18 protein-coding genes are annotated in these 25,798 nt (G+C 41.3%); 15 read left to right on the top strand and 3 right to left on the bottom strand.

The window, feature by feature from the left end; translation table 11 throughout:
• Positions 1-50 precede the first annotated feature (50 nt).
• From DXD04_RS11890 to DXD04_RS11910, 5 genes are all read left to right on the top strand, one after another.
• A complete protein-coding gene (locus DXD04_RS11890; RefSeq protein WP_117673465.1) occupies positions 51-3,533 on the top strand; it encodes a TonB-dependent receptor in 3,483 nt (1,160 codons plus the stop codon).
• Positions 3,534-3,553: 20 nt separating this feature from the next.
• Positions 3,554-5,473 (top strand): RagB/SusD family nutrient uptake outer membrane protein, encoded by a 1,920-nt coding sequence (locus DXD04_RS11895; RefSeq protein WP_117673467.1) that lies wholly within the window; start codon positions 3,554-3,556, stop codon positions 5,471-5,473.
• 75 nt (positions 5,474-5,548) lie between these two features.
• A complete protein-coding gene (locus DXD04_RS11900) occupies positions 5,549-7,072 on the top strand; it encodes an arylsulfatase (RefSeq protein ID WP_407440260.1) in 1,524 nt (507 codons plus the stop codon).
• A 32-nt stretch (positions 7,073-7,104) separates the two neighbouring features.
• Positions 7,105-8,481 (top strand): sulfatase, encoded by a 1,377-nt coding sequence (locus tag DXD04_RS11905; RefSeq protein ID WP_117673495.1) that lies wholly within the window; start codon positions 7,105-7,107, stop codon positions 8,479-8,481.
• 273 nt (positions 8,482-8,754) lie between these two features.
• On the top strand, positions 8,755-12,570 hold the full coding sequence (locus DXD04_RS11910) for a TIM-barrel domain-containing protein (RefSeq protein ID WP_117673469.1): 3,816 nt from the start codon (positions 8,755-8,757) through the stop codon (positions 12,568-12,570).
• 111 nt (positions 12,571-12,681) lie between these two features.
• On the opposite strand, the gene DXD04_RS11915 is transcribed toward DXD04_RS11910, so the two are convergent.
• Positions 12,682-13,746: a M20 family metallo-hydrolase gene (locus tag DXD04_RS11915; protein ID WP_117673472.1), complete on the bottom strand. Its 1,065-nt coding sequence runs from the start codon at positions 13,744-13,746 to the stop codon at positions 12,682-12,684.
• A 125-nt stretch (positions 13,747-13,871) separates the two neighbouring features.
• Between DXD04_RS11915 and DXD04_RS11920 the strand changes: the two genes are divergently transcribed.
• The 5 genes from DXD04_RS11920 (at position 13,872) to DXD04_RS11935 (ending at position 18,262) form a co-directional block, all read left to right on the top strand.
• Entirely contained in the window at positions 13,872-15,686 is a 1,815-nt protein-coding gene (locus tag DXD04_RS11920; RefSeq protein WP_117673474.1) for an AMP-dependent synthetase/ligase, read from the top strand.
• Positions 15,687-15,781: 95 nt separating this feature from the next.
• A complete protein-coding gene (gene prfB, locus DXD04_RS11925; RefSeq protein ID WP_007559958.1) occupies positions 15,782-16,897 on the top strand; it encodes a peptide chain release factor 2 in 1,116 nt (371 codons plus the stop codon).
• Between the two features lie 86 nt (positions 16,898-16,983).
• Positions 16,984-17,124 carry a hypothetical protein gene (locus DXD04_RS16715; RefSeq protein ID WP_007559960.1) on the top strand — a complete coding sequence of 47 codons (141 nt, stop codon included), beginning with the start codon at positions 16,984-16,986 and terminating at the stop codon, positions 17,122-17,124.
• Between the two features lie 15 nt (positions 17,125-17,139).
• Positions 17,140-17,646: a CYTH domain-containing protein gene (locus DXD04_RS11930; protein WP_117673476.1), complete on the top strand. Its 507-nt coding sequence runs from the start codon at positions 17,140-17,142 to the stop codon at positions 17,644-17,646.
• A 112-nt stretch (positions 17,647-17,758) separates the two neighbouring features.
• Positions 17,759-18,262, top strand: coding sequence for an RNA polymerase sigma factor (locus DXD04_RS11935; protein ID WP_022053665.1), 504 nt, complete (start codon positions 17,759-17,761; stop codon positions 18,260-18,262).
• Positions 18,263-18,340: 78 nt separating this feature from the next.
• Here DXD04_RS11935 and DXD04_RS11940 read toward each other — a convergent pair whose 3' ends face one another.
• Positions 18,341-18,751, bottom strand: a complete 411-nt coding sequence (locus tag DXD04_RS11940) for a VanZ family protein (protein WP_117673478.1) — start codon at positions 18,749-18,751, stop codon at positions 18,341-18,343.
• Positions 18,752-18,841: 90 nt separating this feature from the next.
• On the opposite strand from DXD04_RS11940, the gene DXD04_RS11945 reads away from it, so the two are divergent.
• Together DXD04_RS11945 and DXD04_RS11950 are read left to right on the top strand one after the other, a co-directional pair.
• Entirely contained in the window at positions 18,842-20,215 is a 1,374-nt protein-coding gene (locus DXD04_RS11945) for a sodium-dependent transporter (RefSeq protein ID WP_117673480.1), read from the top strand.
• Positions 20,215-21,111 (top strand): helix-hairpin-helix domain-containing protein, encoded by an 897-nt coding sequence (locus DXD04_RS11950; RefSeq protein WP_117673482.1) that lies wholly within the window; start codon positions 20,215-20,217, stop codon positions 21,109-21,111. The genes DXD04_RS11945 and DXD04_RS11950 overlap by 1 nt, the downstream gene beginning before the upstream one ends.
• Before the next feature lies 1 nt (position 21,112).
• Here the strand turns inward: DXD04_RS11950 and DXD04_RS11955 are convergent, their stop codons facing one another.
• Positions 21,113-22,531 carry an alkaline phosphatase gene (locus DXD04_RS11955; protein ID WP_117673497.1) on the bottom strand — a complete coding sequence of 473 codons (1,419 nt, stop codon included), beginning with the start codon at positions 22,529-22,531 and terminating at the stop codon, positions 21,113-21,115.
• Between the two features lie 152 nt (positions 22,532-22,683).
• Here DXD04_RS11955 and DXD04_RS11960 point away from each other — a divergent pair, with 152 nt between their 5' ends.
• From DXD04_RS11960 to DXD04_RS11970, 3 genes are all read left to right on the top strand, one after another.
• Positions 22,684-23,646 carry a fimbrillin family protein gene (locus DXD04_RS11960; RefSeq protein WP_117673484.1) on the top strand — a complete coding sequence of 321 codons (963 nt, stop codon included), beginning with the start codon at positions 22,684-22,686 and terminating at the stop codon, positions 23,644-23,646.
• A gap of 165 nt (positions 23,647-23,811) precedes the next feature.
• Complete coding sequence (xpt, locus tag DXD04_RS11965) at positions 23,812-24,381, top strand: xanthine phosphoribosyltransferase (RefSeq protein ID WP_022053319.1); 570 nt, start codon at positions 23,812-23,814, stop codon at positions 24,379-24,381.
• A gap of 8 nt (positions 24,382-24,389) precedes the next feature.
• A complete protein-coding gene (locus DXD04_RS11970) occupies positions 24,390-25,724 on the top strand; it encodes a nucleobase:cation symporter-2 family protein (protein WP_022053318.1) in 1,335 nt (444 codons plus the stop codon).
• Positions 25,725-25,798: the final 74 nt, after the last annotated feature.

Consider the following 25,798-nt stretch of genomic DNA (forward strand, 5'->3'; position numbering starts at 1 on the left):
GTATAAGAACACTATGTACTCTACCTTTATTTTTACTGCCTATAGCAGAAATGAATGGAACTACAACTTATGCTCAGTCAGTGCAGTTTAGTTTTAGTTTATCTAATTCAACTGTAAAAGAAGTGTTGGAGCAGATAGAAAATGAAAGTGAATTCGTTTTTGTATATTATGAAAACACATTTGACCCTTCAAAGAAAGTTAGTATAAATGCAAACGGAAAAGAAGTCGATGAAATTCTCGATGAAGTATTTGCCGGACAAGGAGTCAGTTATGAAATAAACGATCGTCAAGTTATCTTGAAAAAAGGAGATGTTGCCAATACTGCTTTCAATGCTGTGAGCCAGCAGGAAACAAGAAAGGTCAAGGGAATTGTAAAAGATAGTTCTGGAGAACCCATTATTGGTGCCAATGTATTGGTGAAAGGTACATCTATAGGTACTATAACTGATATGGATGGTAATTTTATTCTTGATGTTCCGTCAGATTGTACTCTTCAGATTTCTTATATCGGTTTTAATACTCGGGAAATAAAGGTAACGAACCAAACCAATGATTTAACTGTAAGCCTGAAAGAAGATACAGAAACTCTTGACGAAGTGGTGGTTGTGGGATTTGGATCACAGAAGAAAGCAAATCTTACAGGGTCTGTTTCTACTGTAAAAATGGATGAAGTAATGGGTAGCCGTCCTTTAGTTTCCGCGTCAGATGCTTTACAGGGAACTATGCCGGGACTTATGGTATCTAATAATGGAAATGCTCCAGGAAAGGGAAAGTCCTTCCAAATTCGAGGTGCCTACTCGCTGGGTGCACAAAATACCACAGATGGTTCTTATGGAGCCGTGATAGAACCTTTGGTTCTTATAGATAATGTGGAAGGTGATTTAGATTTGGTTAACCCTGAAGATATTGAAAGCATTACTGTTTTGAAAGATGCTGCTTCATCTGCTATTTATGGTGCAAGAGCTGCTGGTGGTGTGATATTGGTAACTACTAAACGTCCACAAAAGAACACTCAGTTCACGCTTAACTATAATAACAACTTTGCTTTTGCTAGTGCTATAAATCTTCCAAAACAAACGTCTTTGGAAACTTACTTACGAGCCTATTCTGATGCAACAGGTGATGCATTTTGGACAAAAGGAACTCCTAGTGTAAGTAAGTGGCTGCAGTATCTGGAACAATATAAGAAAGATCCTTCTTCGATGAAAGTTTATGGTGATGGAATTTATAAGGATGCTGATGGCGGAATTTATTTCTTGAATGAAAAAGATCTTGTGAAGAATATGTTGGAAAGAAGTTTCCAGCAGACACATAATATTTCGGCAAGTGGAGGTACTGATAAAGTTCGCTACAGACTTTCTGCAGGTTATTTGTCAAGTGATGGAGTGCTTATTACGAATAAAGATAAATATACCAGAATGAATGTAAGCGGGTTTATGTCAGCTGATTTGACTAATTGGTTTACTCAAGAGGCTACTTTTTCTTATGCACACGGCAAAAAGAGTGAACCTAAATCGGCTTTAGGAGCAATATATTCTACTCGACTCGCCTCATTCTATCCAGAAGGAACTATGCCGGAAGAGATTGTTCCAGAGGTGGCTGGCTTACCATTCTTTACTTCTAGAAATCAGATTCAATGGTCTAATCCCATGACTGAGAAGACTGATAACCCGAGAATATTCTTAAAGTCAATATTGAAGCCGCTGAAAGGTTTGCAAATAGCTTTTGAATATACATTTGATAAGAATATCTACGATTATCATTGGTATACAGGTAGTGAATATTACACTACAGTACAGGGTGATAAGAGTGTTACTCCTGCTGAAGATTATTTGGAGAAAAGAAAACGTTCTACAAATTATAACGCTATAAATCTTTATGCAACTTATGATCTTACTATTAAAGATATTCATAAGATGAAGTTTATGGCTGGTTTTAACCAGGAATCCAGTTATATGGATGAATTGGAAGCTTATTCTTATGGTCAGGCAGTGATTGAGGTTCCTTCGCTTGGTGGAGGTACTTCTACGCTTAAAGCCAATGACAGCTATGACGAATATGCTGTAAGAGGTGGATTCTTTAGGGTAAATTACAGCTATAATGATATTTATTTACTTGAAGTTAATGGTAGATATGATGGCTCTTCCAAATTCCCGAAAAATTCACGTTTCGGATTTTTCCCTTCAGTATCAGCTGGATGGAATATTGCGCAGGAGTCTTTTATGGAAAGAACCCGTACGTGGCTGGATGGTTTGAAATTGAGAGCTTCGTATGGTGTGATAGGTAATCAAAATATTCCTACTTATGCCTTTAATCCTACTATGTCTATCAACAATAAGTACAACGGATGGTTGCAGAATGGAAACTATGTGGCTGCTATAACTACGCTGCCTTCTCTTGTAAGTCAGAACTTTACCTGGGAAAAGGTTGGAACTGTTGACGTTGGTCTTGATTTGACAATGTTGAGTAACAGACTTACCGGAACTTTCGATTGGTATCAGAGAAATACTAATGGAATGTTGGCTCCGGGTATGCAATTGCCAGCTGTAGTGGGTGCAGAAGCTCCTTATCAGAATACTGCAGATATGCGGACCAGAGGATGGGAAGTTGCGCTGAACTGGAGAGATATGGTTGGTAATCTTGAATATCGGGTAGGTTTCAATCTTTCTGATAGTAAATCAATCATTACTAAATATGATGGAAATTCTGATTATTTGCTTAGTAGTCAGCGAACAAATATTTATACAGGAGGAACATATACATTCTGGGATTATTATGAAGGTAAAGAAGTCGGTGAGATTTGGGGGTATGAATTCGATGGATTCTATACAGTAGATGATTTTAAGAATACTACTACTTGGGAATTAAAAGATGGCATTGCCAAACCGGATAACGCAAATCCTATGCCGGGTGATGTGAAATTCAAGAATTTACGTGATGATGAGAAGGGTACTAACTTGATTACAAGTGGTGATAATACTTTAAAGAATCCTGGTGATAGAAAGGTGATTGGAAATGAGATGCCTAGGTACCTTTACGGAATCAATTTGGGCTTGGGATATAAGGGCTTCGATTTAAGTGTGTTTATGCAAGGAACCGGTCGAAGAGATAAATGGATTGCTAATACATTGACATTCCCGTTGTATTCTGACTTTAAATTTATTCCATTGTATGAAGGTCTTGAGAATTATTGGAAGCCTGCTGATGTAGCAAATGGTGATTATACCTGTGTTAATCCGGATGCAGAATATCCTCGTATTTATGGAAGCTATGGTAATCAGGCTTCAAACTATCGTGAATCTGATAAATATCTTTGTGATGCTTCTTATTTCAGAATTAAGAATGTGACACTTTCTTATACATTCCCTAAACCGGTGATTTCTAAGTTGCTATTACGTCAATTGAAAGCATTTGTGAGTATAGAAAACTTAGCTACATTCTCGTCATTACCTAAAGGTATTGACCCGGAAACATTGACGTGGGATTATCCTGCATTCCGTACGGTTTCATTTGGTATAAATGTTACATTGTAAAATCTAATATGTATAGTTTTATGAAAAAGATTTTTATTAATATGATGATATTGTCAAGTATTGCATTTACAGGATGTAATGATAGCTTTCTTGACAAAACTCCTGTTACAGAATTGACAGAAGAAACTGCATTTAATTCTTATGATAACTTTAAGGCCTTTATGTGGCCTTGTTATGAAATGTTCACCAATACAACGATTAGGACCTCTATTGCTTCTGGTTCAGCATGGGGAGCTAATGGGCATTATCTTGGTGATGTGGATGCAGGTTACCTCCAAAAAAATAATGTGGCCGGTTATAATGAGTTTGCCAATCAGGTGAAAGGTAGTACTGCTTCTGGAAATGGATGGGATTTCAGCTCATTTATAAGAAGAATTAATATAATGTGGTCTCATTTGGATTCTTCACAGATGACACAGGCCGAAAAAGATCATTGGCGAGCTGTAGGAAACTTTTTCCATTCATTCTGGTATATGGAACTTATTGACAGATTCGGAGATGTTCCTTGGGTAGATACGGTCTTAGATGAAAATTCGCCGGAAGCATACGGACCAAGAATCAGTAGAGATATAGTGGCGAAGAATGTCATGACAAATTTAAAATGGGCGTATGAACATATTGGTGACTTTAATGATGGTGAGAATACCATAAATAAAGACTGTATTCTTTTTGCCATTTCACGATTCGGTCTTCGCGAAGGTACATGGCGAAAGTATCATGGTCTTGAAGGAGGGGATGACTATCTTAAAGAGTGTATTGCTGCGAATGCGATTCTTATGAAAGCATATCCGACTCTATATAAAGGGACCGACAAGTCTCCAGCTAGTGGATATGGTGAAATGTGGACTACAGAAGACCTGAAAGGTATTCCTGGTATAATATTGTACAAATCGTATGTGGCAAATATCAATCCTCATGGGGCTTGCTATGTAGAACATACTTCTTCTCACCCCATAGAAATGAATCAGTTTACTGTGGACTTGTATTTGATGAAGAATGGCAAACCTATTGCAAATTCGGCTTCTGGTTATGAGGGAAAGGATAAGGATATGTATCATATCTTCAGAAAACGTGACCCCAGACTTTACCAGACTGTTATACCTCCGTATAAGGTAAGTGCAGGTAGTGGTGATTATCCTACCTGGTCGTTTACAGGAGAGAGTGCAGATAGAGAATATATAGATGTAATGGGTATAAATGAAACTTGTTCTAATCCTGGTGTTGGCATGAAAAGATTGCCAGGACAGAATTGGACGGCAGCTTTGGTGCCTGAGATTCCACGACTTGGAACAGGAGCGTTTGTGATGTGCCGTTCTGGATATTATGTATGGAAAAACTGGGACAGTTGGGAAACTAATTTCAATAATGGAAATTTGAATACAGCAGATAAGCCTATATTCAAGATTGAAGAGATTCTTTTGAATGAGGCTGAGGCCCAGTACGAACTAAATGGAAGAATAGAGCAGACCACAGTTGAAGAAACTATAAATAAGCTTCGTGAACGTGCAGGTGTTGACAAAATGGTTGTTGCAGATATTGATGATTCTTTTGATCCTAACCGAGGAAAATACTATCCAAAGGATAATGAAAATGGTGTGTTGGTAGATCCTGTTCTTTGGGAAATACGTAGAGAAAGAATTGTGGAACTCATGGGTGAAGGTTTTGGCTTTTATGATATTCGCAGATGGAGAATGGCGCCTTGGTTCCTGAATAGAGTAACAGTTGGTACTTGGGTCAAGAAAGAAGTGGCTAATGCGGCTGGACTTACATTGTACAATCCTGCTACAGGTGAGTCTGATGGCGTAAATGGTTCCTTGGCAGAGGGTAATATATTTTTATTCCCGAAACCTAAAGGATGGCTGGAAAAATATTATTTGTATCAGGTTCCTACAACTGAAATCGTTCTTAACGATAAGCTTGAACAGAATCCTGGCTGGTGATAGGTAATAATTGAAGTGTAAGTCCTGGTTTATTTCAAATAAGTTTATAAACCAGGACTTGTTTTAAAATCTAATATGATGAGAAAAGACGTTTTATTTACAAGTTGCTTCGCTGCTCTTCCTTTGTGTATGGTCAGTGCAGCATCGGAGCAGAAGCCTAATATTATTTTTATCCTTTGTGATGATATGGGGTATGGTGATTTGGGATGTTATGGACAGCAATACATTAGTACTCCCAATATAGACCGTATGGCTCAGGAAGGTATGAGGTTTACCCAGGCGTATGCCGGGAGTCCAGTTAGTGCCCCTTCACGTGCGACTATCATGACCGGACAGCATTCTGGGCATTCTCATGTGCGTGGAAATAAAGAGTATTGGGGAGATTCTCCGTTGATGAAGTATGGAGATAATGATGAGTATACGGTAGTTGGACAAGAACCATACGACCCTAATCACATTATTCTTCCTGAAATAATGCAAAAGAACGGATATACTACCGGTATGTTTGGGAAATGGGCTGGTGGATATGAAGGCTCTTGTTCTACTCCGGACAAGCGTGGCATTGATGAGTACTACGGGTTTATCTGTCAGTTTCAGGCTCATCTCTATTATCCTAATTTCTTGAACCGATATAGTAAATCGAATGGTGATACTGCTACTATACGTATCACATTGGATGAGAATATCAAATATCCGATGTATGGCGATGATTACAAGAAACGTCCTCAGTATTCTGCAGATTTAATTCATCAGGAAGCATTGAAATGGATAGATTCCCAGGATGGTAGTCGGCCTTTCTATGGATTTTTTACTTATACGCTTCCTCATGCAGAACTTGTTCAGCCTAATGATTCTATTTTGAAACAATATAAAGAGAAGTTTTTCCATGATAAGACTTGGGGGGGATCTGAGGGTAGCAGATACAATCCTGCAGTACATACACATGCAGAATTTGCCGGTATGATAACCCGTTTGGATGCATACGTCGGTGAAATACTTGCGAAACTGAAAGAAAAAGGTCTGGATGAAAACACAATAGTAATATTTAGTAGTGATAATGGCCCTCATGAAGAGGGAGGAGCTGATCCTGAATTTTTTGGTCGTGACGGAAAATTGCGTGGCTTGAAGCGCCAGTGTTATGAAGGTGGCATACGAATCCCGTTTATCGTGCGTTGGCCAGGGAAAGTGAAAGCTGGTACCGTGAATGATCATCAGCTTGCTTTTTATGATATTATGCCTACTTTCTGTGAGCTTATAGGAGATAAGAAATTTCCTAAAAAATACATAAATAAAAATCTTGAAGGTGATTGTTTTGACGGTATTTCTTTTGTTCCTACGTTGTTTGGTGATGATGAAAACCAGAAAAAGCATGATTATCTTTATTGGGAGTTCCATGAAACAGACCAGCTTGCAGTACGTATGGGTGACTGGAAACTTGTGGTTAAGAAGGGTATTCCTCATCTGTATAATCTGGCTGATGATATTCATGAGGATAATGATATTTCGACCAATCATCCGGAAATAGTAAAGCAAATGATAGAGATAATAAAGAAAGAACATAAGGAAAGTGATATATTCAAAATAACTTTACCTCTATGAAAAAGAATTGTGTGATTGCTTTTTCCTCTTTGATGTTGTCTTGTGCATTATATGCTCAGAACAAAAGAATGAATGTCGTGTTTATTATGGCCGATGACCTGGGGCTGAACGATACGGGGTATACGGGAAGTGATTTTTATGAAACTCCTAATATCGATAAATTGTCTGAAGAAGGAATGGTGTTTACGAACGCATACTCTTCTGCGGCTAACTCAGCTCCAAGCCGGGCCTGTTTTATGAGCGGAATGTATACGCCCCGGCATGGAATCTTTACTGTAAGCCCTCCTGACAGGGGAGACAGAACGAAACGTAAACTGATTCCCATTCCCAATGTGGAGGATTTGAGGAAGGATATACCTACTATGGGGGAGTTGTTTAAAAGAAACGGCTATAGATGTGGTCATGTTGGAAAATGGCATTTGGGTGATGATGAAGATGGTACAGGACCGTTATCAAGAGGTTTTGATGTGAATGTGGCTGGAGGAAGAGCCGGAACACCGTATTCCTATTACTATCCTTATTGTAATAATAAGGGGATGTGTCATATAGGGTTGGAGAAAGGTAAACAAGGAGAATATCTTACAGACAGATTGACCGATGAGGCTGTAGCTTTCATAAAGGAATCTGCACATGGAGAAAAACCTTTTTTCCTTTATCTGGCACACCATGCAGTGCATACTCCTATTACAGCTCCGCAGAGTATTGTGGATAAATATGAGAAGAAAGTCAAAGGTAAATATCATACGAATTCAGTCTATGCTGCGATGGTTGAAACACTGGATAATAGTGTAGGAAAGATATGTGGTATAATAGATTCATTAGGTATAAGTGATAATACTATAATTATTTTTAATTCGGATAACGGTGGTTCTGAGCCTATAACAGATAATTATACAGTCAGAGGAGGTAAAGGAATGCCGTACGAAGGTGGAAATAGAGTGCCTTTAATAGTTAAATGGCCTGATGTGACCAAAGCCGGTAAAATTTCGGACTGTCCTGTCAATAACATTGATTTCTTCTCTACTTTTCAAATGTATTTGGAAGGAAAGATAGGTGATGAACTTGATGGAGCAGATATTTATCCTTTATTGAGTAATGAAAAATCTTCTATTGAAAGAGATTTATTCTGGCATTTCCCGGCTTATCTTGAATCGTATACAGATAATGGAAAAGGTTTTAGGGCAAAGCCGTATACTTCTGTGCGTTCAGGCAAATGGAAATTGATTTATTATTACGAAAATGAGAATACAGAGTTATTTGACTTGGATAAAGACCCTTTGGAAGAATATGATTTGTCTTGTGTAAACGAGGAAATGGTTTCGATTTTAAAGAAAAAGATTTTTAGTTGGATAGAAAGAGTAAATGCTCCAGTTCCGACAAAATTGAATCCTTATTATGAAGGAGATTAACGAATATCTTACCCGGTAGTGCTTATCCTTTTTAAGGTACTACCGGATTTTTAATTAGTACTTTTATTGTTGTGTTATAAATTCAGGTGAAAGATTTATTCTAATTTTCTATACTTAAAATTTTATAGCATCTGTCTGTTAGAAAATAATAAAATAAAAAATGTAATTTACATATCCTTTTTTACTTCAATAAATAGTTATACATTCGTGCGGTTTTTGCAAAATATGCAAAGAGAGAAAATAGAGAAGTCTAACCGTTAGTAATGTTATACTATGAAGCTAAAGTATTATTCTGTCTTGTCTCTGTGTGTACTTGGGGGCCTGTTGAGTACCCCTGCCTCTGTATGGGCTGCACAGCAGACTGAGATAACTATCAGCAGCGCCAGTGTGCTGAATCCGTCGGCGGTGGAAGTGGTCTTTTCCAACCAGCAGCGCATGACGCTTGATTTTTATGGTGAGAATATTTTCCGGATGTTCCAGGACAATCAGGGAGGCATTGTGCGCGACCCGCAGGCTTCTCCTGAAGCCCAGATTCTGGTAGACCGTCCCCGGAAAGAGGTCGGCGAGCTGTCGCTGACAGACAAGGACGGAGTGATTACGATTTCTACGGCCAGAATTCAGATAGAAATGGACAAGCGTACATCGCTGTTCAAGATTACGGATAAAATCCGCCAGAAGGTGGTAGTGGAATCAGCACGTCCGGTGGATTTCATGGAAAAACAAGTCTGCCTGTCACTCAAAGCACACGATAATGAGTATTTTTATGGAGGTGGTGTACAGAACGGCCGTTTTTCTCACAAAGGGAAAAGCATCCGTATTGTCAATACGAACCAGTGGACAGATGGTGGAGTGGCTTCTCCTACTCCTTTTTACTGGTCTACAGAAGGATATGGTGTCATGTGGTACACGTTCCGTCCCGGACTATATGATTTCGGAGCAACTGATAAGGAAGTGGTGAAGCTGTCGCATGAAGAAAACTACCTGGATGTCTTTTTCATGGTAAATGACAGTCCGGTAGCCTTGTTGAATGATTTTTATCAGCTGACCGGTAATCCGGTGCTTTTACCGAAGTTTGGTTTTTATGAGGGACATTTGAATGCCTATAACCGTGACTATTGGAAAGAAGACGAAAAGGGTATTCTGTTTGAAGACGGAAAACGATACAAGGAAAGCCAGAAAGACAATGGCGGTATCAAGGAATCGCTGAATGGTGAAAAGAACAATTACCAGTTCTCGGCACGTGCGGTAATTGACCGTTACAATGCGGCCGATATGCCGTTAGGATGGATTCTGCCTAATGACGGTTATGGAGCCGGCTACGGACAGACTTCTACGCTGGATGGTAATATCCAGAACTTGAAGGAACTGGGTGAATATGCCCGTGCCAAGGGAGTGGAAATCGGATTGTGGACACAGTCGGACTTGCATCCCAAAGAAGGAGTAGAAGCTTTGCTTCAGCGTGACATTGTGAAAGAAGTGCGCGATGCAGGTGTACGTGTATTGAAAACCGACGTAGCCTGGGTAGGAGCTGGCTATTCTTTCGGATTGAACGGAGTGGCCGATGTGGGACAGATTATGCCTTATTACGGCAACAATGCACGACCGTTTATTATTTCACTGGACGGATGGGCAGGTACACAGCGTTATGCAGGTATCTGGTCGGGCGACCAGACTGGAGGTGAATGGGAATACATTCGTTTCCATATCCCGACCTATATCGGTTCAGGATTGTCGGGACAACCTAATATTTCTTCGGACATGGATGGTATTTTCGGTGGAAAGAATATTCCGGTCAATGTACGTGACTTCCAGTGGAAAACATTTACTCCTATGCAGTTGAACATGGACGGATGGGGGACAAACCCGAAATATCCGCAAGTGCTGGGTGAGCCGGCTGCTTCCATCAATCGCTGGTATCTGAAGATGAAATCGGAGTTCATGCCTTATACTTACAGTATAGCCCGTGAGGCCGTGGACGGAAAGCCGATGGTTCGGGCCATGTTCCTGGATTATCCGAATGACTATACACTGGGAACGTCTACCCGCTATCAGTTCCTTTACGGGCCTTATGTACTGGTGGCTCCGGTATATCAGAATACACAGGCCGATGCGAACGGAAACGATGTACGTAATGGCATTTACCTGCCTGAAGGAAACTGGATAGATTATTTTACCGGTGACTTGTATCAGGGCGGACGGATTCTTAATAATTTTGAGGCGCCTTTGTGGAAACTTCCATTGTTTATCAAACAGGGGGCTATTTTACCGATGACTGCAGCACATAACAATGTGAGTCAGATGGATAAGCACTTACGTGTGTATGAACTTTATCCGGCTGGCGATACGGAGTTTACGGAATACGACGACGATGGAGTGTCTGAAGCTTATCGTGCGGGGCAGTATGCTACTACGCATATCCGTTCCGTGGTAGAGGGAGAGAACTTGACAGTGTGTGTAGAACCAGTGCAAGGCTCTTTCGAAGGAATGGTAGCGCGTAAGCGTACCCATTTCCGTATCAATGTAACTGCGCAGCCGAAGAAAATGACAGTACGTGTAGGCGGAAAGAAAGTGAAACTGACTCCGGTGACTTCTTTGGAAGAATTGCAGAAAGGAGCGAATGTATATTATTATGAGTCGAGTCCAGAGTTGAATCGTTTTGCCACTCCGGGTAGTGAACAGGCTCGTCTGCACGTCATTAAGAATCCAGTGGTACATGTGAATCTGGAAGAAATGGACGTGACTCAAAACGATATTCAGTTGGAAATGAAAGGCTTTGTGTTTGCACCTGCTGAGAAACTGTTGGTGAGCCAAGGAACATTGCGTGCTCCGGAAGCAGAGGTGACGGAAGAAAATACAGGGGCTTATACATTGACACCTTCATGGAAAAAGGTTGACAATGCCGATTATTATGAAATCGAATACAACGGTATGCTGTATAGTACCATTCGGAACACTCAACTTCTGTTTGAAGATTTACGACCGGAAACTACTTGCACGTTCAAGGTACGCGCCGTGAATGCTACAGGTGCATCAGAATGGACTAATGTGACGGCTACTACCAAATCAGATCCGTTGGAATTTGCTATTCATGGAATCAAGGGAGAAACTACTTGTCCGAATCAGGGAGGTCAGGGAGTGAATAAACTCTTTAACTTCGATGAGGGAGATGCATGGCATACGAAGTGGAGCACGGCTGCAGTTCCTTTTGATTTGATTATTGACCTGAATAGTGTAAACCAGTTGGATAAATTCCAGTATCTGCCTCGTCTAGATGCCGGGAACGGTACATTGGGCAAGGGTACTGTATATTATAGTATGGATAAGTCTGATTGGCACGAAGCTGGCACTTTCGACTGGAAAGGAAGTGACGTGAAGACCTTTGTATTCGAGAAACAGCCTGTTGCACGCTATATTAAGCTGTCGGTTGTATCTGCTACAGGTCAGTATGGCTCAGGTCGTGAATTGTATGTATTCAAGGTACCTGGTTCAGAAAGCTATATTCCGGGTGATATTAACCAGGATAAGCTGGTAGATGAGAATGACTTGACCTCTTATATGAACTATACAGGCTTGCGCAGAGGAGATTCTGACTTTGAAGGCTATATCAGCAAGGGTGACCTGAACGAGAACGGTCTGATTGATGCGTATGATATTTCGGCGGTAGCCATTCGTATGGAGTCAGGAGTAAGCAGTCGTCAAGTACCTTCAGTAGCTGGAGAAATCATGGTTGTTCCAGCTAAGAAAGTGTATAATGAGGGAGAAACCGTAGAAATTCGTGTTTCAGGTAAAGGTTTGCGTTCGGTCAATGCCCTCAGCTTTGCATTGCCTTATGACCCTCAGGCACTGGAATATGTGGGAACAGAGATGACTGGCATGAAGGAGATGCGTAACCTGACCAATGACCGTCTGCATACGAACGGAACGAAGGCTTTGTATCCTACTTTTGTAAATATTGGAGAAAAGCCTTACCTGGAAGGGGATGCTGAACTTATGACAATCAAGTTTAAGGCAAAACGTAAGCAAAAGATTGACTTGAATGTACTGGACGGTATGCTGGTTGACAAGAATCTGAATACAGTGAAGTTTTGATAGATTATCCGGGACTCGTTCCCGGATATAAAATAAAAAGAGAGGAAAATGGTTGTCTGTTGAGTTGGACAATCTTTTTCCTCTCTTTTTATAATGCAGATAAAGATTCTATCAGATTTTTAATCCGTCCAAGATTTGCACATAGGTTGAAATTGCTTCCTCTATTTCACTGACGAGAATGTATTCATCGGCGGTGTGCGAGCGGGAAGATTTTCCCGGTCCCATTTTTACAGAAGGGAAGGGCATTAATGCCTGATCGGATAACGTAGGTGAACCGAATGGTACTTTCCCCAGTTCTATGGCACGTTTTACAAACGGATGATCAGACGGAATGCTGGAAGAATTGAGACGGAATGAGCGTGCTTTGGCCTCACTCTGTATATGTTGGCAGATTTCGGCGAACAGCTCCTCGTTAGAGTAACATTCGTTGCTTCGGATATCTACCACGATGCTGCACAAATCAGGAATTACATTATGCTGTGTACCCGCATTGATCTGAGTGACACTCATTTTGACAGGCCCCAGAATGGGTGATTCTTTAGGAAACTTATATGTACGGAACCATTCAATATCTGGCAGCAGCTTGTAAATGGCATTTTCTCCTTCGTTACGTGCAGCGTGTCCGGATTTTCCACGTGCTGTGACGTCGAGTACCATAAGTCCCTTTTCTGCGATGGCAGGTTGCATTTCCGTAGGTTCACCTACTACTCCTAATGCAATAGGAGGGAGTTGAGGCAGGACGCTTTCAATGCCGTTTTTCCCGGATACCTCTTCTTCGCAGGAAGCCAGGAAAATCAGGTTGTAGCTTTGGGTTGTCATGCTAAGGTGACGGTACACCTGGAATAATGATACCAGACTGGCACCGGCGTCATTGCTGCCCAGACCATATAATTTCCCGTTTTCATTTTTGGGAGTAAACGGCTGTTTTCTCCATCCGCTGACTGGCTTCACGGTGTCGATGTGTGAATTGAGCAGGATGGTAGGTTTATTGATGTCGAACATGGGGCTGATGCACCAGATGTTATTTCCGGATCTTCCGGTCATGATTCCCGTTTCTTCTATGTAGTTTTGCAGGAAGTCTGCTGCGGCTTCTTCTTCCCGGCTGATGGACGGGATTCCAATCAGGGAATGTAACAGAGTCAGTGCTTCAGATGTGTAGTAACCTGTGTCTATCATAAATAATCCGTTTTTTTGATTCTTTGCAAAGATAGTCTTTTTTAGGAGAAATGCTTTAGATTGGCCGGACATTGCAAATAAAATCCTATATTTGCAGAATAAACCAATAAAATGAAGTAAGATAGATGGTTAATTCATGTTTGTCCCGGCTTGTACGACAACAAGCTGAAAAATATGGGGATAAAGTTGCCTTAAAATACCGTGATTACACCACTGCTACATGGATTCCTGTCACATGGAACGGGTTTGCTGATCTGGTAGATAAAACAGCCCGTGCGTTTGTAAAATTAGGAGTGGAAGTACAGGAAAATGTAGGAGTATTCTCTCAAAATAAGCCGGAGTGTCTGTATGTAGATTTTGGAGCTTTTAAAGATAGGATTGTAACTGTGCCTTTGTATGCCACAAGCTCAGAAGCGCAGGTACATTATATTGTAGAAGATGCTGGAATTCGTTTTTTGTTTGTAGGAGAGCAGTATCAGTATGATGTGGCTTACCGGGTGCAGGGCTTATGTCGTTCATTGAAGAAGATTATTATATTTGATCCCGAAGTAAAGCGTGCCGAAGGTGACAATAATTCTATCTATTTCTCGGACTTTTTGCAGATGGGTGAAAAAGAAGAGTGTCAGCCGGAAGTGGATAAGCGGGTTTCTGAGTCTTCTTTGGATGATTTGGCGAATATTCTGTACACTTCTGGTACGACAGGTGATTCAAAAGGGGTAATGCTGCATCACTCTAACTACGACGTTGCTTTTAAAGGGCATAACGCACGTCTGACCAATTTGGGTGAAAATGATGTCGTCATGAATTTCTTGCCGTTTACGCACATCTTTGAAAGAGCATGGTCGTATTATTGTTTGTATAAAGGATGTATGCTGTGTATCAATCTGCGTCCGCAGGACATTCAGAAGACAATCAAGGAAGTACGACCTACGGCTATGTGCAGTGTGCCTCGTTTTTGGGAAAAGGTATATGCCGGAGTACAGGAAAAAATCAATGAGACTACGGGCCTGAAAAAGAGTTTGATGCTGGATGCGCTTCGGGTAGGGCGTGAACATAATATTACGTATCTGATGAACGGAAAGACGCCTCCTTCCTTGTTGCACATGAAATATAAGTTTTATGAGAAAACAATTTATAGCCTGTTGAAGAAGACAATTGGAATAGAAAACGGGAATTTCTTCCCTACAGCGGGAGCTGCTATTCCAGAGAAAGTAGCAGAGTTTGTGCATTCGGTGGGCATTAATATGATAGCTGGTTATGGACTGACAGAAAGTACGGCTACAGTCTCTTGTGAATGGATTGGAGATTTCCGTTTGGGAGCGGTAGGGCGTGTACTCGACGGAGTAGAAGTTCGTATTGGAGAAAATAACGAGATACAGCTTCGTGGAGGTACCATAACGAAGGGATATTATAAGAAAGAAGCCATTACCCAGCAGGCATTTACAGAAGATGGCTGGTTCCGTACGGGAGATGCCGGATATATGAAGGATGGTTTCTTGTACTTGACAGACCGAATCAAGGATTTGTTCAAAACTTCCAACGGTAAGTACATTGCTCCGCAGGCCATTGAAACCAAGCTGGTGGTAGACCGTTATATTGATCAGGTGACCATTATTGCGGACCAGCGGAAATTTGTATCGGCCCTGATTGTGCCGGAATACAGTCAGGTGGAGAAGTTTGCGCAGGAACATCACATTGCTTTTGGAAGCAGAAAGGAGTTACTGGAGAATCCTCAGATTATTGAGTTGTTCCGTCTTCGAATTGATACGCTTCAACAGGAGTTTGCGCATTATGAACAGGTTAAGCGCTTTACTCTTCTTCCGGAGCCGTTCAGTATGGAACGTGGCGAGCTGACCAACACGCTGAAACTGAAACGTGCGGTGGTAGCCCGTAACTACAAGGATATTATCGACAAAATGTATGAAGAAAATGTCGGTTAAATAGCTGACTTTTATCTACAGGCACTCTTTCAGGGGTGCCTGTTTTTTCATATCTTTGCAACGAGAAAAAATAACAGACTAATTTATCGTATTTTATGATTACCATAGAGCAACTGAAAGACGTGAAGGAACGTACGGAAGCCTTGTATCGTTATCTGGACATTGAAGGAAAGAAAATACAGGTGGAAGAAGAACAGCTTCGTACGCAGGCACCCGGTTTTTGGGATGACCAGAAGGCTGCCGAAGCGCAGATGAAAAAAGTAAAGGCTTTGCAGCAGTGGATTACCGGTTATCAGGAAGTGAAGACATTGGCGGATGAACTGCAGTTGTCTTTTGATTTTTATAAAGATGAACTGGTTACTGAGGAAGAAGTGGATGAGGCCTATTCAAAAGCTATCTCTGCAGTGGAAGAGCTGGAATTGAAGAATATGCTTCGTTCGGAAGCTGACCAGATGGACTGTGTACTGAAAATCAATTCAGGTGCAGGAGGTACAGAAAGTCAGGACTGGGCTTCCATGCTGATGCGTATGTACATGCGCTGGGCTGAAAGCAATGGATATAAGTTGTCAGTAGCTAACCTTCAGGAAGGGGATGAAGCCGGCATCAAGACGGTGACGATGAATATTGAAGGATCCTATGCTTATGGTTATCTGAAAGGAGAAAACGGGGTGCACCGACTGGTTCGTGTATCTCCTTACAATGCACAGGGTAAGCGAATGACTTCTTTTGCATCTGTTTTCGTGACTCCTTTGGTAGATGATTCAATTGAAGTAACCGTAGAACCGGCTCGTTTGTCATGGGATACATTCCGAAGTGGTGGCGCCGGAGGGCAGAACGTAAACAAGGTAGAATCTGGTGTACGTCTGCGTTATCAGTATAAAGACCCTTACACAGGCGAAGAAGAAGAAATCTTGATTGAAAATACGGAAACCCGTGACCAGCCGAAGAATAAGGAAAACGCCATGCGTCAGTTGCGCTCTATCCTTTATGATAAAGAGTTGCAGCACCGTATGGAAGAGCAGGCTAAGGTTGAGGCCGGAAAGAAAAAAATCGAATGGGGTTCTCAGATACGAAGCTACGTATTCGATGACCGACGTGTGAAAGACCATCGTACCAATTACCAGACATCGGATGTCAACGGGGTGATGGATGGAAAAATTGACGGTTTCATTAAAGCTTACTTGATGGAGTTTTCAGATAGCGAAATCTGATAACTTTGAGTAAAATCGCTCTTTTTTATTTGTCTTTTTGCAAAGATGTTGTAATTTTAGGGTTGTAAATCTAAAATTGAAAACTTATGGGACGCAACAGAAGTGTAAAAAGACAGAATTTTGAAAAACGTGAGGAAGAAAAAGCCAATAGATTGTTCAAGATGATTTGTATTGTCTTGATTCTATTGGCTATTTTAATGATTGTAGGTTACACATTGGCTTCTTGATAGCTTAGATAGAATATGCCGCAGGAAATAGAACGGAAGTTTCTGGTGCGTGATGATTCATATAAAGCTATGGCTTATAAAAAGAAGCGTATCAGGCAAGGGTATATCTGTAGTGAAAGAGGGCGCACCGTGCGGGTACGTATCCAGAATGAGGAAGGTTATCTGACCATCAAAGGACCTTCAGATGTATCGGGTATGAGCCGTTACGAATGGGAGCATGCTCTTTCTTTGCAGGAGGCGGAAGAATTGATGAGGTTGTGCGAGCCGGGAATGATTGACAAAACTCGTTATCTGGTACAGTGGGGGACGCACGTTTTTGAGGTGGATGAATTCTACGGAGAAAATAATGGACTGGTCGTAGCAGAAGTTGAATTAACTGACGAGAAGGAAACTTTTGAATGTCCACCTTTTTTAGGGGAGGAAGTCACCGGACAGGTGAAGTACTATAATTCGTTCCTGATGAAGTCACCTTATAGTAAATGGGGTGAAAACCTTCCTGAAAACTGTCAGAACAAGGGGTAAAAACTCTCAATTGACAGTTTTTACCCGTTTGAATATCAGATTTTGTGAAGAGTCTTCTTTGTTTTTCTACTAATATTGCAGTGTCGAAACCAAGACAGACACTAAAAGAATTATGAAAACGGCAACATTTGCTCAGAACTTATTGAGCATGCAGACAGAACTACTTCATTTCGCTTATAAATTAACGGCAGACCGCGAGGAAGCGAATGACCTTCTCCAGGAGACTTCATTGAAGGCCTTGGATAATGAAGAAAAGTATGTAGCAGAAACGAACTTCAAGGGATGGATTTATACCATCATGCGTAATATATTTATCAATAATTATCGCAAGACTTTGCGTGACCAGACATACGTAGACAATACCGACAATCAGTTCTTCTTGAACTTGGGAGTGGATATTGAGGATGACTCCATGCAGGGCGCTTATGATTTGAAGGAAATGCGCCGCATTGTGAATGCATTACCGAAAGAATATCGTGTACCTTTTGCAATGTATGTATCGGGCTTTAAGTATCGCGAGATTGCAGATAAATTGAATCTGCCTTTGGGAACAGTGAAGAGTCGTATTTATTTCACTCGCCAGAGATTGCAGGAGGATTTGAAGGATTTCAGATAAAAACGATAACTCTCTATCTTTAAAATAATATATTTAATAGACGCCGGTTGCTGTGAGAGCACCCGGCGTTTCGTCTTTTTATGACTTGGAGTCAGGACTCCGGCTGTGATATTTTTTCTGGATGAACGGGCGATAAATGTAGTGCCCTGCCAGTGAAGCTAAGCATACTCCTGTGCAGTTGGCAATAAAATCAATCCAGTCTCCGCTGCGGTTATCTGTACAGCATGACTGCAGGATTTCAATGCATCCGCTCATCAGGATGGGAAACAGGATGCTTCCCATGATTAGTGGGAAACTCTTGATTTGCTTGTGCTGAATCAGGTATTCTATCCATATAATGGAACTTAGACCGCCATACATGCATACATGTACCAGTTTGTCGAAGTTATTGATTTCCTCCAATTGAGTGTGTGGAGGAGTAAAAAAGGATAGGTACCAAATGGCAAGAACCGTCAAAATAGAAAATGGATAATGTCTTAAAATCTGCATTTTGTGTAAAACTTTAATCTTTCGTGCAAAAATACGATATTTTTTGTACTTTTGTCTCCGTTTTGAAGTGTAATTATAATAAAATGATGTATGCAGCACAAAAGTGAAAGAGTGAATTTTGGAAGCAAATTAGGTGCAATTCTTGCAGCCGCAGGCTCTGCGGTAGGGTTGGGTAACATTTGGCGTTTCCCTTATGAGACAGGAAATCATGGTGGAGCTGCATTTATATTGATTTATCTGGGCTGTGTCATTGTATTCGGACTGCCTATAATGATTGCGGAATTTACTATTGGTCGGCGTGCCAAGGCGTGTACGGGTGGAGCGTATGAAACGTTGGCTCCGGGTACGCACTGGAAATGGGTAGGCTATGCCGGAGTATTAACCGGCTTTTTGATATTAGGATATTATTCGGTAGTAGCCGGATGGACCTTGGAGTATGTATGGCAGGCTGCTTCATTCGGATTGTCGGGAAAAACTTCTGGAGAATATGTATCCATGTTCCAGGATTTCTCTCAGCAACCGTTCCGACCGCTTCTGTGGTTGTTTGTGTTTATGTTTGTTACCCATTTCGTTATTGTGAAAGGAGTAAAAGACGGGATAGAGAAGTCTTCTAAAATCATGATGCCTCTGTTGTTTGTTCTGGTTATTCTCTTGGCAGGTTGTTCTATTATGTTGCCAGGGGCAGAAAAAGGTATCAAATTTTTGCTTCATCCGGATTTTAGCAAGGTAACCCCTGATGTCTTTTTAGGAGCCATGGGCCAAGCTTTCTTTTCCATGAGTCTGGGAATGGGATGTCTTTCAACTTATGCTTCATATTTTGGAAAGGAGACTCGTTTGGGACATACGGCCATGAGTGTAGGTCTGATTGATACATGTGTGGCTGTTTTGGCTGGTCTGATTATTTTTCCGGCAGCTTTTTCAGTTGGTATCCAGCCCGATGCAGGTCCTTCTTTGATTTTTATTACTTTGCCTAATGTGTTCCAGCAGGCTTTTGCCAATGTACCTTTCCTGGCCTATATATGCTCCGTAGCTTTCTATGTGTTATTGGCTTTGGCTGCCTTGACGTCTACAATCTCTTTACATGAGGTCTCTACGGCCTTCTTGCATGAGAAGTTTCATTTTACACGAGGACGTGCAGCCTGCATTGTAACAGGAGGATGCCTGTTGATAGGTGTGGTTTCCTCATTGGCTTTAGGAGAATGGAGCAGCGTGAAGATTGGTGGATTGAATATGTTTGATGCCTTGGACTACCTGACGGCTAAAATTATGCTTCCGGTATGTGGCATGTTTGCGGCTGTGTTTGTCGGTTGGGTATTGGATAAGAGCATCGTAAAAGGGGAGGTAACCAATTATGGAATGTTGAAAGCTCCTTATTTTCCAGTGTATCTGATTGTGCTGAAGTTTGTTGCTCCTATCGGTATCCTTGCCATCTTTATCAATGAACTGGGATTGTTGAGCTGGTAATGTGGAAAGATTTTTTCTATTATTCCCGTTCTGAAAGAAGAGTAATTCTACTTCTTTTAGGGCTGTTGATAATCTTGGGCATTTCTTGGTTGGTATGCTGGAGGCTCTATAGGACAGAATATGTACGTCAGGAGGATTCTGCTGAGATAGATTCTTTCCTGGCTTCTGTGAAGCAACGGGAGACTGCCTATGCAAAGCGTAATTATACGGCATCAGGTGTCAGGAAAGGGCAGGAGGTCGTTTTGTTTGATTTTAATCCGAATACAGCCGATTCCGTACAATTGAAAAAACTGGGATTACCTTCCTTTGTGGTTCGTAATATTCTTCGTTATCGAGAAAAGGGAGGGACTTTTCGTACTCCGGAAGCTTTTGCTCGCATTTATGGGTTGAAGGAGGAACAATATTTATTGCTGAAACCCTATATCCAGATACCGCCAAGAGAGGAGAATAAACAAGATTCTGTTTGCGAACAGGTTAAAATACAACGAATTGAAAAATATCCGGAAGGAACCCTTGTGGCTTTGAATGAAGCGGATACAGCCCAATTAAAGCGAATACCAGGTGTGGGAAGCGGTATCGCCAAAATGATTGTGGCTTATCGTAACCGTCTTGGAGGTTTTGTTCGTTTGGAACAGTTACAGGAAATTCCGCATGTAGATACCTGTCTGAATAAATGGTTTGTTGTGCAAGGTACTCCTTTTCGGAAAATACGAGTCAATAAAGACGGATTGGATAAATTGCGCAATCACCCTTACATGGATTTTTATAAGGCTAAAGCCATTTTAGAGTATCGCCGGAAAAGGGGTAATATAAAAGGTCTTTCCCGGCTCTCTCTCTTTGAAGAGTTTACCGAAAAAGACCTTCAACGCTTGTCTCCTTATTTATCTTTTGAATGATTTATTTGCGTGTATAGCCTGCTGCTTCAGCAATTTTTACCGGAATCTCGGTATTGTCAATTCGGTTCTGGAATTTTTCGGCTCCGGCTCCAATGGCAAAGATAGGTACATATCCTGCAGAGTGTCCTCCACTTGTCCAGCCAGTCAATGCTATTTCATTGATAATTCGTTTAGCTTCAGCTGCAATGGGCTCGTCTTGAGCATATTCACTCTTTTCCATTTTTACTTGTTGGTTTTTCAGAGTCTGCTCGTACACGGTTTTCAAGCGAGCTTCCTGTTTTTCGTTTAATTTGATTTTATCCCAAAAACCAAAGTTGTCTTTTAAAGCCTGTTGTACAGCTTCCCAGGATACTTGGTTATTCGTCTTAGAGCGAAGCTGGTTGATGACTCTGGTGAATCCGCTTTCACTGACCTTCTGGTTCTTGAATACCTGCAGGTTCAGCTCATACGGACCTTTTCCTAAAACAAAACCTCCGGTTTCATGGTCGGCAGTAACTACAATTAAGGTTTCATCCGGATGTTGTGAGTAAAATTCGTAAGCAACCTTAATTGCATTGTCAAAGTCGATTACTTCATGAAAGGTCGTAGCGGCATCATTGCTGTGGCAAGCCCAGTCGATTTTCCCACCTTCTACCATCAGGAAGAAACCTTTTGATAAATCTTTAGAGAGGAAATTAATTGCCGAACGGGTAATCTCCTGCAAAGTAAGGTCGCTTTTTCCCCGGTCAATAGCGTATGGTATGGAAGAACGGTCTGACTTAGAAGCGGCTTCCGGCTGGAACAGAATCATCTTGTCAGCTTTTTTGCTCTTCTTGAGATAATCTTTATATCCTCTGGCAATGGTGTATCCGTATTGATCAGCCAGTGAGTAAAGGTTGGCTGCTTGCGGATTTTTCTTGTCCTGCGGCTGAAGAAAATCTGAACCGGCATAGAAATCAAAACCGGTTTCATATAAGTCTTTTCCGATTTCATAATAACTTCCTCTACCTGAAGCATGTGCATAGAAAGCGGCAGGAGTTGCATGATCCACACTGACGCTGGTAGCCACTCCTACCCGGCATCCGCGTTCTTTAGCCCATGTAGCTACACTGTAAACGGGTGTTTGTAAATCTTTTAACACTCCGATGGCACCATTTTTTGTCTTGTTTCCTGTTGCAAGTGCTGTACCAGCAGCGGCAGAGTCTGTTACTCCGTTAGTCGCAGAAAAGGTTGTTGCTACGGTTGTGTAGGGGAACTGAGTAAATTGTAAGGGTGTGATACCGATTTTTCCTTCAAGTTCACCTAGATACAATTCTGTACCTTGCACTTGATTGACTCCCATTCCATCTCCGATGAAATAGAATACGTATTTGGCTTGCTGTGCATTTATTTGACAAAAAGCCAGTAGGAAAAATAGGATAGTGATGGATAATTTTTTCATAAAGCCTTGTGTTGAGTTTATTTCTTCGCGAAAATAAGAAAAATACAGCTTCAAGAATTTTTTTTCATAAAAAGATGCGATAAAAAGGGAAACGTTTTCAGATTCTTTCATTTTAATTATTGAATGATGTTACGTTATTAAAACATTTAGTTATGAAAAAGAAAAATCTATTAGGGGCATATTTAGTCTTGTCCCTGTTGGCTTCTTGCCAGCAAAAAGAGAATTTGCAGCACATGGGTGATGAGTTGAAATTGAGTTTACAAGCTTCGGTGTATGCTCCTTCCAATGGCTCCAGGGTTGTGACGGATGAATCTGGAGTTACGACTTTTTCAGAAGGTGATGAGCTTGGCTTTTTTATGCCGGAAGAGAGTGAGCCAGTGAAATGGACATTGACTGAAGGCCAATGGATTTCAGCATCTCCTCTGTCATGGAAAGATAAGGTTAATAAGTTTACCTATTGTGCGTATTATCCTTTTTCCATTGAATCAACGACTCGCGACAATATTCCGATGCCAGATTTGAGTTTGCAGAATGGAACATTGGCGGGTATAGGTGAATTTGATTTTCTGACAGCTCGCTGTGAGGCCAGCTATGAGGAAACGGATAATGGAACCGTTTCGTTTACGGGTGAATCGTCTTTCAGACATGCATACAGCTTTATTTCTATAACGATAAAGAAAGATTTGTCGGAAGAAAATGTATTGATCAGCCAGGCTTCTTTTCAGGGAGAAAATTTGTTTAGCCGTAGTACCTATCACTTTGCGGAATCGGAAGCAGAAGATGGTATTTCCTATCTGGAGTCATCTGAAGTGCATGCATTGACCTTGAATTTTGAGGAGCCAGCTACCGTCACAGAAGAATCAGGCTATACATTGTTCTTGTTATGTAATCCACAGTCTTTGGTAGAAGATTCAGGATTTTCTATTTCCTATCAGCGAGATGGAGTGTCTTATACGGCATCTACCAACAAATTAGGAAAGCAGTTTGAAGCGGGTAAATATTACCAGTTTGTGTTGAGATTAACGAAAGAAGAATTGAAAGTGGAAGGTTGTGAAGTGTCTGACTGGGTTTCTGAGAAACTTCCGGAAATAGCCATTGAGGAAATACCGTCGTAACCCGACTGTTAGTGATTGCCTCCGGAGAAATCTTGAATGGGTTTCTCCGGATTTTTTATGTCTGTTTTTATCTCTTGAAATAGAATTGTCATAAATCTCAGAAAAAACATGTAACTTTGCACCTTCAAATAAACTAACAGTCAATTTCGTTCATTTAACATAACAATGAAAGCACTTAAAGACCGCATCATTCGTGATGGAAAATGCTTTGAGGGAGGCATCCTTAAAGTGGATAATTTTATTAACCATCAGATGGATCCCATTCTGATGAAGTCAATGGCAGTAGAGTTTGTACGGAGATTCGCCAGTACGAAAATCAATAAGATTCTGACCATAGAGGCCAGCGGTATCGCTCCTGCCATTATGGTTGGCTATCTGTTGGAACTTCCGGTTGTTTTTGCCAAGAAGAAAAAACCGAGTACAATGGAGAACATGCTGACAACTACTGTCTATTCGTTTACGAAAGACCGCACGTACGATGTGTGTGTAAGTAAGGATTATTTATGTCCGGGCGATAAGGTGTTGTTCATTGATGACTTCTTGGCCAATGGTAATGCCGCAAAGGGGATTATTGACCTGGTACAGAAAGCAGAAGCTGAATTAGTGGGGATGGGCTTCCTGATAGAAAAATCGTTCCAGCATGGGGGAGATTATTTGAGAGCACAGGGCATTCATGTGGAATCTTTGGCGATAATTGAAAGCTTGGAAAATTGTCAAATTAAAATAAAAGACTAAATCTTTAAATGGAAAAAGAACAACAGCAAACTGCTCAGAGTGCTGGGCTTATTTACGGGTTGAATGACCGTCCGCCTTTAAAAGATTCTATTTTTGCCGCTTTGCAGCATTTGTTGGCAATCTTTGTGGCTATTATTACTCCTCCGCTGATTATTGCAGGAGCATTGAAGTTGGACCTGGAAACCACCGGATTTTTAGTTTCCATGGCTCTTTTTGCATCGGGTATCTCTACATTTATCCAGTGCCGCCGCGTAGGACCGATAGGTTGCGGACTGCTGTGTATTCAGGGAACCAGTTTTTCATTCATTGGTCCGATTATTTCTGCGGGCTTAACCGGTGGACTGAGTGCTATCTTCGGAGCTTGTATTGTAGCTTCTTCGGTTGAAATGTTAATTAGCCGGGTGTTGAAATACACACGTAGAGTCATTACTCCTTTGGTATCGGGAATTGTGGTGACACTGATTGGTATGAGTTTGATTAAAGTGGGAATCTCTGCTTGCGGAGGTGGAGCTGCTGCACAGGCAGATGGTACTTTTGGAGCTTTCCGCCATATTGGTTTGGCCGCTTTGGTACTTGTCTTGATTATCTTTTTCAATCGTAGTTCCAACCGTTATTTGCGAATGAGTTCCATTGTCATCGGTCTGGTGGTTGGCTACGTATTGGCATGGGCATTGGGAATGGTTGATTTTTCTGCTGTACAGAGCTATGGTGGTTTCAATATTCCTATCCCTTTCCGTTACGGTATTTCATTTGATATTTCTGCAATCATCGCTTTAGCGTTAGTTTATTTGATTACGGCAATTGAAGCGTATGGAGATATTACAGCCAATTCATTGATTTCTGGAGAACCGGTGGAAGGAGAAACGTTTGTCAAACGTGCTTCCGGAGGCATCTTGGCTGATGGTTTTAATTCTATGCTGGCCGGATTCTTCAACTCTTTCCCTAACTCGATCTTTGCTCAGAATAACGGTATGATTCAGTTGACTGGAGTAGCCAGCCGCTACGTAGGATACTTCATTGCAGGTTTCCTTATCTTGTTGGGCTTGTTCCCTGCAGTAGGATTGATTTTCTCGTTAATGCCTGAACCGGTGTTAGGTGGAGCAACTCTGTTGATGTTTGGAACAGTGGCTGCCGCAGGAATCCGAATCATTTCTGCACAGAAAATCAACCGTAAGGCTACGCTGGTGATGGCTTTGAGCTTTTCTTTCGGCTTGAGTGTGGAACTTGTGCCGGATATTCTTTGTCAGTTGCCGGAAACCGTGCGTAATATATTCTCTTCAGGTATTACAACTGGTGGGCTGACTGCCATCCTGTCTAATCTGCTGATTCAGATAAAAGAGTAAAAAAACATATTGGATAAAAAGAAGAGGCTGTCTCAAAATGAAGTGACCCCAAAAAGTTGGACAAGTTAAACATT

Origin of the sequence: Phocaeicola plebeius (assembly GCF_003437535.1) — a bacterium.
GTDB lineage: Bacteria > Bacteroidota > Bacteroidia > Bacteroidales > Bacteroidaceae > Phocaeicola > Phocaeicola plebeius_A.